An 11,925-nucleotide genomic window follows, 5' to 3' on the forward strand; every position below is an offset into this window, starting at 1 on the left:
TTGACACTCACGCCACGCTGGTTATAGCTTCTAACTATCCGAAGAAGCACTAACCACCCGGAGGACACCATGACCGGCACCCGGCTCCGTTCCACCCTGCTCGCCCTCTCGGTCGCCGCGGGGCTCGCGGGCACCGCCGCCCCGGCCGAGGCCACCCCGGCGACGGCCCCGAGCTGCCGCGGCGTGGGCATCGATCCGGCGGCGCGGCTCCACTACCGGACCGAAACGCTGATCAAGGCGCCGGCCGCCGCGGTCTGGAAGCTGCACACCGACGTGGCGGGCTGGCCCGCCTGGCAGCCGGCCGTCACCACCGCGCGGCGGCTCGACGCCGGGCCGCTGCGGCCGGGTTCGCGGTTCCGCTGGACCACGCCGGCGCCGCCCACCCCCACGACCCCGGCGACCACCCTGGTCATCACCTCGACGGTCGGGCAGCTGCAGCCCGGCCGGTGCGTCCGCTGGACCGGCCCGGCGATCGGCGACGGCCTGCGCATCGACCGCGGCGTGCACGTCTGGACGTTCACGCCGGTGCGGGGCGGCGTGCTCGTCCGCACCGAGGAGAGCTGGACGGGCGAGCAGATCGAGGCCGACCCCGCCACCGCCATCCGCTACCTGGCCTCCGGGCTCGACGCCTGGCTCGCCGACCTCAAGACCACCGCCGAAGCCCGCTGAGCTTCGTTCCCCAGGAGGAGAAGACGATGACCACCACCGCCCCGCCCCGCACCTCGAAGGCCGTCCTCGTCGCGGCCTGGTCCGTCCCGGTCCTGGTGGCCGGTCAGTTCGCGCTGCTGTCGGGCGTGCCCATCGCCGTCGTGCTGATCGGTGCGCTGCGGCGGCGGGCGCGGCGCCGGTGGGCCGCCGCCCTCGCCGTGGTCTACGCCGGCGTGCTGACGGCGTGGCTGGCCGGGCCGAGCAGCGCACCGAGCCTGTCGAAGTTCCTGAGTCCCCTGGCCACCGCGTTGTTCACCGCGGCGGGCGTCGTGGTCGCGGTCGCCCTCAGCCGGCGTGCTCGATGACGAACGCGGTGAGGAAGCCGATGGTGGCGAGCAGGCCGGTGTAGAGCTCGGTGCGTTCGAACGCCTCGGGGATCATGGTGTCGGCGATCATGGCGAGGATCGCGCCCGCGGCCACCGCCGTGATGGCGGCGACGGTCGCGGGGGACGCGGTCCGCAGCAGGAGGTTGCCGACCAGGGCGGCGAGCCCGCTGGCGATCGCGATGCCGCTCCAGACGCCGAAGACGTACCGGGCGCCGCGGCCGGCGGCCTTCATGCCGGCGGCGCTGGACAGGCCTTCGGGGACGTTCGAAATGAACACGGCGGCGAGCACGGTGACCCCGACGCCCCCGCCGCCGAGCAGCGACACGCCGAGCACGACGGATTCCGGGATCCCGTCGAGCAGGGCACCGACGGCGATGGCGGCCCCGCTGCCCGCGGTGTCCTGTTCGGACGGTTGCTGATCCCCGGAACGCTTGCGGTGCCGGGCACCCCGCCGGGCGAGGAGCACGTTGATCAGGACGTACACGGCGGCGCCGCCCAGGAAGCCGCCGGCGGTCGGCCAGAGCCCGCCGGCCCGCTGCGCTTCGTCGACGAGGTCGAACGCGAGCGCGGAGATGAGCACGCCGGCCCCGAAGGCCATGATCCCGGCGACGACCCGCCGCGACACCCGCACCCACCAGGCCACGGCGGCGCCGAGCACCAGCGCGGCCCCGCCGACGAGGCCCCACAGCCCCGCCTCCACCCACTGCGGCACGACAGCCACCTTCCGCCGAGTCCGTGATCGTCCGGGAGGGGACTACCCACGACGGCCGTCGCGGACACAAAACCTGGTCCCGAGGTGCGTGGACATCCGGCCGAGCCTGATCGCCGCGGCGTCGCCGGTGTGGTGCGCGTCACGGAATGCCCGGCGATCTTCGGCGCTACACCCAGGAGAACCCGTTCGTCCACAAGGGAGGGCCCATGTCCGCCACCACCACCCCGGAAGAGTCCGTCGCCGTGCCCGAGCTGGAGGACTTCGACTTCCCGCTCACCGACGGCGCCGCCTGCCGCATCGACGACCCGGACTGCGAAGCCTGCCAGTGACACCAGGCTCCGGCCACGACGCACCGCGCGTGGCCGGAGCCGGCAGATCTAGTGTCGCGCGTCGCAAGTTGTTTGACGTCCGGGAAGAGCGCCCCAATGTGGCCTTCGGTGCGTTGAACGCAACCAAGGCCACATTGGGGCGCTCGGGGACTGGGCCGCTGTCACTGAACTTCGGACGCGCGACACTAGACGTGCATGGCCAGCCACAACGCCATCCAGGCGAGGCACGCCAGCGCACCGCCGACCCCGAAGGCGAGCAGTACGCGGCGCAGCCCCGCGACGACGCCGGCCCGGCCCGTCATTTCGGTGATTCCCGCATCAGCCATGGCAACCAGGTGCCCGCGTCCGGGGCGGCCAAACATCAAGCTCCCATCACGAGCCCCTCGATCGTGTGCTTCTGGGTGATCGGCCGCAGGACGTCGACGACCGGGCAGTGCAGGTGGGCGCGCACGGATTCCGGCAGGGACGCCCAGAATTCGCGGGTGACCGCCGTGTCGTGGCGGGCGTCGTTGCCCGCCCCCGGCGCGTCGAGACCCAGCACCAGGACCGGGCGGGACTTCGCGGAGTGGTTCGCGGTGCCGCGGTGGACCGTGAGGGCCGACCGGATCGAGATGTCGCCCATCCGCGGGAACTTGCGGGTCGCGAGTTCGCGGTACCGCGGCCAGGCTTCCCGGGGCGGGAACATGCCGTGGTCGAACGCGCTGCCGTCGTCGCGGTGGGTGCCGGGCGCGATCTCGAACGGCCCCATGTCCGGCTCGGTGTCGACGGCGGTCACGTTCACCGCCAGCGACGTCAGCCGCCCCTCGCGCGCGGTTTCCGCGGGCATCGGGAAGTCCCGGTGCCAGGGCTGGTCCACCGCGCCTTCGAGCGGGACGTCGAAGCCCACTTCGACGATCCGGTACGCCGGCCCCAGCACCGCCTCGGCGACCGCCGTGATCCACGGGTGGCCGGCCAGTTCGGTGAACCCGCGCAGCTGCTCCGGGTGGATCTCGACGTAGAAGCGGTTCGGCCCGCGGCCGACGGCCCCGCCCGGGCGGGCGCGGGCCTCGGCGAACGCCGCGTCGATGTCTTCGCCGAGCCGCCGCACCCAGTCCCGGGAGAACGCGCCGGGCAGGCCGATGATGCCGTCCGAGCCGAGGCGCTCGGTCAGCGCCGCGAGTTCGGCGGCGGGCAGCGGAGCGGGGGCGGTCTGGTGCGCGGTCATCCGGGCCTCCTGACGAGCACGACGGCGTGGCAGCTCAGTTTGCAACGTGGCATGCCACGTTGCAAGAGGTACGCTGCGCCGGTGAACCCGAAACTGCGTGACGTGGCCGAGCACGCCGGTGTCTCGGTGCGCACGGTGTCCAACGTGGTCAACGGGTTCCGGTACGTGGCCCCGGCGACGCGGGAACGCGTGCAGGCGAGCATCGACGCGCTCGGCTACCGGCCCAACCTGGCCGCGCGCACCCTGCGGCGCGGCCGGACCGGGCTGGTGGCGCTGGTGATCCCCGAGATCGACTCGCCGTACTTCGCCGAGCTCGCCGCGCGGACGGTCCGGATCGCCGGTGCCCGGGGCCTGACCGTGCTCATCGACCAGACCGACGGGGACGCCGAGCGCGAGAAGGAGCTGCTGCACGGCCGGCGCAGCCAGCTGGTCGACGGGGTCCTGTTCAGCCCGTGGGCGGTGGCCCCCGCGGAACTGGCCGCGCGCACCGACACCGTTCCGCTGGTGCTGCTCGGCGAGCACGACGGCACCGCCGGCGTCGACCACGTCGCCATCGACAACGTCGCCGCCGCGCGCGAGGCCACCCGGCACCTGCTGGCCTCGGGCCGCCGCCGCGTCGCGGCGCTGGGCATCCAGCCGCGCTCGCTGAACGCGACCGCGCGGCAGCGTCTCGCCGGCTACCGGCAGGCGCTGGCCGAGGCGGGCCTGCCCGCCGAGCCGGAGCTCGAGGTCCCGGTGCGGCGCCTGCACCGGGCCGACGGCCACCGGGCGATGCTGGGCCTGCTGGAGCTGCCCGACCCGCCCGACGCCGTCTTCTGCTTCACCGACGAACTGGCGCTGGGCGCGGTGCGGGCCGCCGCCGACCGCGGTGTCGCGGTGCCCGGATCCGTGGCCCTGGTGGGGTTCGACGACATCGAAGACGGCCGCTACAGCGTGCCGGCCCTGACGACCGTGTCGCCGGACAAGGACCGGATCGCCGAACTCGCCCTGGACCGCCTGGCCCGGCAGGCCGCCGACCCGGAACCCCCGCGGTCGATCGTCGCGCCGCACCACCTGGAAGTGCGCGAATCGAGCTGAGCGTGTCAGCAGCCGGCGACGGCCACCCGATCGCGGCCCGCCTTCTTGCCCGCGTACAGCGCGTCGTCGGCCGCGCGGATCATCTCGTCGAGGCCGGCTCCCGGCGCGGACGGATCCAGTGCCGCGCCGATCGTCGCCGACAGCGTCACCGCCTCGCCCGTCGGCGCGGTGATGCGCAGCGCCCGGATCCGGACGCGGATCCGCTCGGCGATCGCGCGGACCTCGGCTTCGTCGACGTCGGGCAGCAGGACCGCGAACTCCTCGCCGCCGTACCGGCCGACCGTGTCCCCGCGCCGGACGGTCCGGGTGAGCACGGTGGCCACCTCGGCGAGGACGTCGTCGCCGACCGGGTGGCCGTGGGTGTCGTTGATGCGCTTGAACCAGTCGAGGTCGATCATCAGCACCCCGATCCGGCCGCGGGTGCGCTCGAGCGCGAGCTCGGCCTGATCGTGCCAGGCGATCGCGTTGAGCAGCCCGGTGCGCTGGTCGGTGCGGGCGGCGAGCTTGAGCTGGTCGAGCTGGACGCACTGGTGCAGCGCGAACGTCGGGATGATCATCAGCAGCGCGGCCGGCGGCCACCAGAGCAGGGCGAGCGCGACGAACACGCCCAGTGCGAGCTGGCTGACCTCCAGCAGGTTGTCCGACGCGCTGCCGATCAGCCGGCGCGGGTGTTCGACGGTGACCGTCCAGGCGATGGCCGTGCCGACGAGCCCGGTGTTGACCGCCCACTGCACCGCCGCCGCGACGATCACGGCGGCCAGGTCGGCCCAGCCGGGCCGGGCGCCACCGGCGAGGTGCTCGTGGACGCCGGTCGAGCGCAGCACGGCGGCCGCGGCGGCCGCGGCCAGCGCGAGCGTGGCGGCGGTGTACACGGTGCGGTGCGGCGGCCGGACCGCGTCGAACCGGTTGACCAGCGCCCAGCGGTGGGCGTAGATCACCGCCACCAGCACCAGTTCGAGCACCAGGGGCACCGCGATCGCCCCGGCGAAGATCCAGACGCTGCAGAGGTCGACGTATGGGGTGCCCTCGCGATCGCGCCGCCGCCGTTCGATGAGGTGGGAGGCGTGCAGGTGCGGCAACGCCGCCGCCGCGAGCCAGCCCGCCGTCACCCACTGCTCCGGTGTCGGCGCCGCGCGGGCCGAGAGCACCAGCACGCCGAACGCCAGCAGGTCCACGCCCAGGACGAGGAACCGCACCCGCCCCGGCAACGACCACAGCTTCCACCCCGATGGCGACCGGCCCCCGCCGGTGACCACGTTTTCCCCCATCGCAGCGCCTCCCCCGCGCCGGTGATGCCCCGATCGCCCAGGGTAGTCGCGTCACGGCCGGATGTCAGGTGTTTCCCGCCATCGCGACCCGACCGGGCGGCTGAGACGATTCCCGGGTATCCGGCACCGGAGGAACCGCACGGAAAGGCGAGCCGATGAGCGACAAGGGCTGGTGAACCGAGTCCCCACTCCCCTGCCACCGGGAAGGAGCCCGCGATGAGCGACAAAGGCTGGTGACGAACTCAGGCCTCGGCCGGGAGGGCCGCCGAAACGGCGTCCGGCCGGCGGCGCGCCCAGGCCGCGGCCGCGACGAGCGCGACGAGCGCTCCCGCGGTTCCCGCCCAGGCGATCGCCGCGGCCGGCCCGACCAGCTGGGCGAGGACACCGCCGGCCACGATCCCGAGCCCCTGCCCGGCGATCATGCCGGTGCGCGCGAACCCGAGGGTCCGCCCGCGCACCCGCGGCGGGGACAGCTGGACGAACGTCGCGCCCGCGGTGACCTGGTAGGCCGAGCACAGCCCGGAGACGAACAGCAGCACCAGCGCCGTGCCCAGGGTCGGCCGGCCCCAGAAGGCCACCAGCGGCGCCGCCGTCCCGACCGCCAGCACGCCGAGTGCGCGCACCCGCACCGGCCGGGCGACCCGCCGCAGCAGCAGCGCGCCGACGACCGCGCCCGCCGGCTCCGCGGCGAGCAGCACCCCGATCCATTCGCCGCCCACCCCGGCCTGCTGGGCGAACGGGACGGCGAGCCCCTCGGGGACGACGGTGAACAACGCCAGCCAGCCCAGCCACACCAGCGTGCCCAGGGTGCGATCCCGGCTGACGGCCACCGCGCCGGCGGCGATCCGCCGCCACCACGTCGCCTCGTGTGCCGCGACGGCGGGCGGCGGGTGGCGGCCGAGGCCGGCCCGGATCAGCAGGCCGGAGGCGGCGAAGGTGGCGGCGTCGACGGCCAGGGCGGCGTGCGCGCCGACCCCGGTGACCACGAACGCGGCCGCCGCGAACCCGAGTACCAGGCACAGCTGCGTGGTGACCTGGTGAACGGTTTGTCCCGCCTCGTACCGGCTGCCCAGCAGCTCGGGCAGGACGGCGCCTTGGGCGGCGGAGAACGGCGCTTCGGCCAGCTGCACCAGCACGAGCAGCCCGGCCATCAGCGGCAAGGGCACGGCGGGCACGGCCATCACGGCGACGAGCGCCGCCCGGATCCCGTCGCAGGCCACCATGACGCGGCGCCGCGGGTACCGGTCGGCCAGCCACGACAGCAGCGCGCCGGACACGAGCGCGGGCAGCATCGACAGGGCATAGGTGGCGGCGCTCAGTGCGGCGGAACCGGTGCGCTGGAAGACGAGTATCGACAAGGCGACCCGGGCGAGCTGGTCACCTGCGACCGAGAGCAGGCCCGCGAGCCAGAGCAGGCGGAAGCCGCGTACCGCGAACGCGGACCGCGTCACACCCATCCCCCACCCCCAGGCCGGCCCTCACCGTGTCACGCAGAGCGTTGCCCAAGACGCTCACGGTAGCGCGTGGCGAGGTCCGCCACCATCGACGGAGGTGGGGCACGGGCGGTGGGGTCGCCCGGCCGGCTGAACGACGGTCGGTGGGGCGCCGGGCCGGCTGAACCACGGTCGGTGTGGGTTGCTCGGCCGGGCTGGATCCGACGCAAGCGAACCGACCACGCCCGCACGGCGGCGGTGGGACCGCGGCGGGCAGAGAGGCTGGGCCGCCCGGCCAGACCACCCCAAGGCAAGGAACCCACCACGCCGCTCGGCGGCGGTGGGACCGTGGCGGCAGAGAGGTGGGCCGCCCAGCCGGCCCACCCCGGCGAACCGACCACCCCGCAACGGCGGCGGCAAGACCCCGCCCGGCAGAGGGATAGCCGGCCGCCCGGCCGGTCCACCCGCGGCGCAGGCGGTTGGACCGCGCCCAGCCGGGTAGCCAGGACGGCATGCAGAGAGCCGACCGTGAGACCCCTGCCCCGCCGCACCGGGCGCTGATGGCCGTCGAGGATGCCGAAGTGCTCGATGTGCCCGCCACCGCGCTTGCCTACCGGCTGCGCCGGGCCGCCACGAGCGTCCCGGGCCGGCTGCTGCGCGGGCGCTGGCTGGGCCACCCGCTGCACCCCCTCGCCGTCACCGTGCCGATCGGCGCATGGGTGTGCTCGGCGCTGTTCGACCTGCTGCCCGGCCAGGAAGAGGCGGCCCGCCGCCTGGTCGCGACCGGCCTGCTGGCCGCACCCGCGGCCGTGGTCCTCGGCCTGTTCGACTACGCCGACCTCGACGAACGGCAGCGCCGGGTCGGTCTCGCCCACGCCGCGGGCAACGCCGTCGCGATCGCCCTCTTCGGCGCCTCCTACGCCGCGCGCACGCGCGGCCGGGTGGCCCACGGCCGGGTTCTCGGCGCGCTCGGCCTCGCGGTGACGAGCGCCGGCGGTGCCCTCGGCGGGCACCTCGCCTACGCGCAGGGCTCCGGATTCTTCCGCTGGCAGGCGCGCTGACCGCGCTCAGGGCACCGGCGGCGTGCCGTCCGGCTCGGGGTGAGCCGCTCGACGTGGTCGTCAGTACCGGGGGAAAACGGTGCCGTCGAACAGCTTCCGGGCCGTGCGGACCACTGTGGACCGGCGGATCCGGGGTGGCGTGACCGTCGTGTCGAACTCGATGCCGACGGCGAGCTTGCCGCTCGGGTGCTCGATCTCGATCGGCTCGCCGGACGGCGGCTTCCGGAGGAGCTCGGCACCGACGGCGCCGTCGAGCAGCAACGCCGTCACGACGCTGACGCCGCCGAGCACCCCGATCGACGGGTGCGGCTTGACCGGGATGAAGGTACGGGTGGCGATGGCGCCGCCGTCGCGTGGCGCGGCGACCAGCGTGGTCTTCGGGACGGACGAGCCGCGGACGTCGCCGAGGCCCATCAGCTTCCCGGCCTCGATGCGCAGCGCGTCGATCCGCTCGCCCAGGTCCGGCCCGTCGCCGAGGTCTTCGGCGCGCGCGACGACGACCGGCATCCCGTTGTCCACGCAGGTGACGGCGATGCCGCCGATTTCGTCGCGGACGTGGCCGGTGGGCAGCAGGCTGCCGCACGTCGACCCTTCGGTGCCGGTGAAGTCGAGCTCGACCGGGGCGGCGGTGCCCGGCACACCGGAGATGGCCGTGCCCCCGCGGTAGTCGACTTCGCCGCCGGGGGTGGGGAAGCCGGCGATCGCGATGGAGCCGGTGTTGAGCAACCGCACGCGGACGGTGGTGCGGTCCGGCCCGGCGGGCACGAGCCCGCGCTCGACGGCGAACTGCCCGACGCCGGCGAGGAGGTTGCCGCACGTCTGGCGATCGGAGACGGTGGCCTCCTCCACGCCGAGCTGCAGGAACAGGTAGTCGACGTCGTGGCCGTCGTCGGTGGCCGGCGAGACGACGGCGACCTTGCTGGTGACCGGCTGCGCGCCGCCGAGGCCGTCGATCTGGCGCGGGTCGGGGGTGCCCATGATCCGCAGCAGCAGGTCGTCGCGGGCGGCCGGGTCGGCCGGGAGGTCTTCGGCGAGGAAGTAGGCGCCCTTCGACGTGCCCCCGCGCATGAGCATGCAGCGCACGCCGGTCATGCCTGCTCCTTCGCGTACTCCTCGGCCGTCAGGTACCGGACGCCGAGCGCTTCGAGTTTTTCGCGCAGGCCGTAGCGGTCCAGGCCGAGCTGGCCGTTCGCGAAGGCTTCCCGGGCGGCGGCTTCCTTGGCCAGCCTGGCTTGCGCCTTCTCGAGTCCACTTCGGACGTCTTCGCGGCGGACGAGCAGGACGCCGTCGTCGTCGGCCAGGACGGCGTCACCGGGGCGGACGAGCTGCCCGCCGACGACGACGGGGACGTTGACCGCGCCCGCGGTCGCCTTGACCGTGCCCTGCGCGCTCACCGCGGCCGACCAGACGGGAAAGCCGAGCGCGCGCAGCTCGGCGACGTCGCGGACGCCGGTGGTGGTGACCAGCCCGCGCACCCCGCGGCGGCGCAGCGCGGTGGCGAAGAGCTCGCCGAAGAGGCCGTCCCGGCACGGCGAGGTGGTGGTGACGACGAGGAGGTCGCCTTCGCGGCACTGCTCGACGGCGGCGTGGATCATCAGGTTGTCGCCGGGCCAGCACAGGGCGGTGACGGCGGTGCCGCCGACGCGGGCGCCGTCCTGGATCGGCCGGAGGCCGGCGGAAAGCAGGCCGGAGCGGCCGAGAGCCTCGTGCACGGTGGCGACGCCGTAGTCGGCCAGCCGCGTCACCTCGTCGAGGTCGGCGCGCGGCGGATCGGTGACGATGACCGGGTTCATGCCATCACCGTACGATTCGGTCGACGAAATTGTCAACAATCTTGGCGCACAGGCTGCGGAGGCTTCGATCGCCGCAGGTCAGGAGTGAAGCGGCGAGACCTCGGCGTCGGCCGCCTTCAGCGCCTCGATCACGCTCCCCAGGTGAGCCCGGGCGGCCTCGGCCGCCTGTTCCGGCCGGTGGGCGCAGATCGCGTCGATGATCGCCAGGTGCTCCGGGAGCGAGACCTGCGGCCGGCCCGGGCGCATCGCCAGCCGGAACTGGTGCCGGACGCTCTGCCCGCGAAGCCGTTCCAGCACCTGCGCGGCCGTCCGCTGGCCGCTGATCTCGCGGATGCGGCGGTGCAGCCGCTGGTTGAGACCCGAGTACCCGACGACGTCCCCGCCCGCCACGGCCGCCCGCATCCGCTCGCCCAGTTCGCGCAGCTCGACCACCTCGGCGTCCGAAACGCGCTCCGCCGCCTTCGCCGCGCAGAGCGACTCCAGCATCATGCGCACCTCGGAGATTTCGACAGCCTCTTCGAGCGACACCGCGCGCACCCGGGCACCGCGGTTCTGCACGCGTTCGATGAGCCCTTCGTTGGTCAGCTCGATCAGCGCCGCCCGGACCGTCGCCCGGCTCGCCCCGAACCGGTCCGACAGATCCGCCTCGACCAGCCGCTGGTTGGGCACGAACTCGCCGCGGACGATGGCGTCGCGGATGGCCGCCACCGCGGACCGCTCCCCCGGCTGCGGGTCCGGCGCACTCTCCGTCATAGCCTCGGCTCCGTTTGTTGACAATTTTGTCGAGCACATCGTGTACTCGATCGTAGCTGGCGAGGAGGATTTTGCTATGACCGGAACCATCGCCGTACTCGGCCTGGGCGAAGCCGGCGGCGCACTGGCCCGCGACCTGGTGGCGGCCGGCGCCGTCGTGCGCGGCTACGACCCGGCGGTTTCCGCCACCGGCGGGATCGTGCCCACCGGCTCGGAGGCCGACGCCGCCCGGGGTGCGGACCTCGTCCTGAGCGTCAACAGCGCTTCGGCCGCCCGGCGGGCGTTCGAGGCCGGCCTGGACGGGCTGGCCGAGGGCGCCGCCTGGGCCGACCTGAACACCGCTTCGCCCGGCACCAAACGCGAACTCGCCGCCCTCGCGGCCGAGCACCGGATTCCCTTCGCCGACGTGGCGATCATGGCCCCGGTCCCCGGCCGGGGGCTGCGGGTGCCGATGCTGGCCACCGGGCCCGCGGCCGACGTGGTCGCCGCGGCGCTCAACCCGCTCGGCGCGGCCGTCGAGACGATGGCCGGCGAGGCCGGGCTCGCCGCCGAACGCAAGCTGCTGCGCAGCGTCTTCTTCAAGGGGATGTCCGCCGCCGTGGTCGAGGCGCTGCAGGCCGCCCGGGCCACCGGCTGCGAAGACTGGCTGCGGCAGATCGTCGTCGCCGAGCTCACCGCCGCGGGTGCGTCCACTGTGGACAGGCTGGTGGACGGCTCGTACCGGCACGCCGTCCGCCGCACCGCCGAGATGGCGGCGGCCGCCGAGATGCTCGGCGAGCTCGGCGTCCGGGCCGACGTCGCCGCCGCGGCGCGTGACCAGCTGGCGCACCTCGCCCACTCACCGAACCGTTGACGCTCCGGCCGCCGTCGCGGAGACGCAGCCGAGCCACGCCCGCCGGGTCCGCGGCCCGCAGGCACACCTCACCGACTCACCCGAACCGTTGACATGCCAGCCCTCGCCGCACTGACGCGGCCGGGCCACAGCCGCCCGGCCCACGGCCCGCGACCAGCCGGCACACCCCGCCCACTCACCGAACCGTTGACACGCCAGCCCTCGCCGCACTGACGCGGCCGAGCCACAGCCGCCCGGCCCGCAGCCCACGACCAGCAGGCGCACCTCGCCCACTCACCGAACCGTTGACACGCCAGCCCCCGCCGCACAGACGCGGCCGACCCACAACCGCCCGGCCCACGGCCCACGGTCCGCGACCAGCCGGCACACCCCGCCCACTCACCGAACCGTTGACACGCCAGCCCCCGT

General features: G+C 74.5%; 14 protein-coding genes. 6 read left to right on the plus strand and 8 right to left on the minus strand.

The window, feature by feature from the left end:
• Positions 1–69: 69 nt before the first annotated feature.
• The gene (locus AB0M30_RS22980; protein WP_364586779.1) at positions 70–669 is read left to right on the plus strand and encodes an SRPBCC family protein; all 600 of its coding nucleotides are present in this window, start codon (positions 70–72) and stop codon (positions 667–669) included.
• Positions 670–695: 26 nt separating this feature from the next.
• Positions 696–1,013, plus strand: coding sequence for a hypothetical protein (locus AB0M30_RS22985; protein ID WP_364586781.1), 318 nt, complete (start codon positions 696–698; stop codon positions 1,011–1,013).
• On the opposite strand, the gene AB0M30_RS22990 is transcribed toward AB0M30_RS22985, so the two are convergent.
• Entirely contained in the window at positions 994–1,746 is a 753-nt protein-coding gene (locus AB0M30_RS22990; protein WP_364586784.1) for a ZIP family zinc transporter, read from the minus strand. The two genes, AB0M30_RS22985 and AB0M30_RS22990, sit on opposite strands and share 20 nt — an antisense overlap.
• Before the next feature lie 206 nt (positions 1,747–1,952).
• On the opposite strand from AB0M30_RS22990, the gene AB0M30_RS22995 reads away from it, so the two are divergent.
• Positions 1,953–2,075, plus strand: coding sequence for a hypothetical protein (locus AB0M30_RS22995; RefSeq protein ID WP_255410490.1), 123 nt, complete (start codon positions 1,953–1,955; stop codon positions 2,073–2,075).
• A 185-nt stretch (positions 2,076–2,260) separates the two neighbouring features.
• On the opposite strand, the gene AB0M30_RS23000 is transcribed toward AB0M30_RS22995, so the two are convergent.
• On the minus strand, positions 2,261–2,401 hold the full coding sequence (locus AB0M30_RS23000; protein ID WP_364586787.1) for a hypothetical protein: 141 nt from the start codon (positions 2,399–2,401) through the stop codon (positions 2,261–2,263).
• A gap of 35 nt (positions 2,402–2,436) precedes the next feature.
• A complete protein-coding gene (locus AB0M30_RS23005; RefSeq protein WP_364586790.1) occupies positions 2,437–3,279 on the minus strand; it encodes a phytanoyl-CoA dioxygenase family protein in 843 nt (280 codons plus the stop codon).
• Between the two features lie 81 nt (positions 3,280–3,360).
• On the opposite strand from AB0M30_RS23005, the gene AB0M30_RS23010 reads away from it, so the two are divergent.
• Positions 3,361–4,356 carry a LacI family DNA-binding transcriptional regulator gene (locus AB0M30_RS23010; RefSeq protein WP_364586793.1) on the plus strand — a complete coding sequence of 332 codons (996 nt, stop codon included), beginning with the start codon at positions 3,361–3,363 and terminating at the stop codon, positions 4,354–4,356.
• 5 nt (positions 4,357–4,361) lie between these two features.
• On the opposite strand, the gene AB0M30_RS23015 is transcribed toward AB0M30_RS23010, so the two are convergent.
• Together AB0M30_RS23015 and AB0M30_RS23020 are read right to left on the minus strand one after the other, a co-directional pair.
• Positions 4,362–5,624, minus strand: a complete 1,263-nt coding sequence (locus AB0M30_RS23015) for a GGDEF domain-containing protein (protein WP_364586796.1) — start codon at positions 5,622–5,624, stop codon at positions 4,362–4,364.
• Between the two features lie 242 nt (positions 5,625–5,866).
• Positions 5,867–7,081, minus strand: a complete 1,215-nt coding sequence (locus AB0M30_RS23020) for an MFS transporter (RefSeq protein ID WP_364586799.1) — start codon at positions 7,079–7,081, stop codon at positions 5,867–5,869.
• A 488-nt stretch (positions 7,082–7,569) separates the two neighbouring features.
• Between AB0M30_RS23020 and AB0M30_RS23025 the strand changes: the two genes are divergently transcribed.
• A complete protein-coding gene (locus tag AB0M30_RS23025; RefSeq protein WP_364586802.1) occupies positions 7,570–8,118 on the plus strand; it encodes a DUF2231 domain-containing protein in 549 nt (182 codons plus the stop codon).
• Between the two features lie 60 nt (positions 8,119–8,178).
• On the opposite strand, the gene AB0M30_RS23030 is transcribed toward AB0M30_RS23025, so the two are convergent.
• The 3 genes from AB0M30_RS23030 to AB0M30_RS23040 form a co-directional block, all read right to left on the minus strand.
• Entirely contained in the window at positions 8,179–9,210 is a 1,032-nt protein-coding gene (locus AB0M30_RS23030) for a 4-oxalomesaconate tautomerase (RefSeq protein ID WP_364586805.1), read from the minus strand.
• Positions 9,207–9,911 (minus strand): 4-carboxy-4-hydroxy-2-oxoadipate aldolase/oxaloacetate decarboxylase, encoded by a 705-nt coding sequence (locus AB0M30_RS23035; protein ID WP_364586808.1) that lies wholly within the window; start codon positions 9,909–9,911, stop codon positions 9,207–9,209. The genes AB0M30_RS23030 and AB0M30_RS23035 overlap by 4 nt, the downstream gene beginning before the upstream one ends.
• 78 nt (positions 9,912–9,989) lie before the next feature.
• Positions 9,990–10,664: a GntR family transcriptional regulator gene (locus AB0M30_RS23040; RefSeq protein ID WP_364586810.1), complete on the minus strand. Its 675-nt coding sequence runs from the start codon at positions 10,662–10,664 to the stop codon at positions 9,990–9,992.
• A 76-nt stretch (positions 10,665–10,740) separates the two neighbouring features.
• On the opposite strand from AB0M30_RS23040, the gene AB0M30_RS23045 reads away from it, so the two are divergent.
• On the plus strand, positions 10,741–11,517 hold the full coding sequence (locus tag AB0M30_RS23045; RefSeq protein ID WP_364586813.1) for a DUF1932 domain-containing protein: 777 nt from the start codon (positions 10,741–10,743) through the stop codon (positions 11,515–11,517).
• Positions 11,518–11,925 lie beyond the last annotated feature (408 nt).

This window comes from Amycolatopsis sp. NPDC051716, assembly GCF_040681595.1.
Lineage (GTDB): Bacteria > Actinomycetota > Actinomycetes > Mycobacteriales > Pseudonocardiaceae > Amycolatopsis.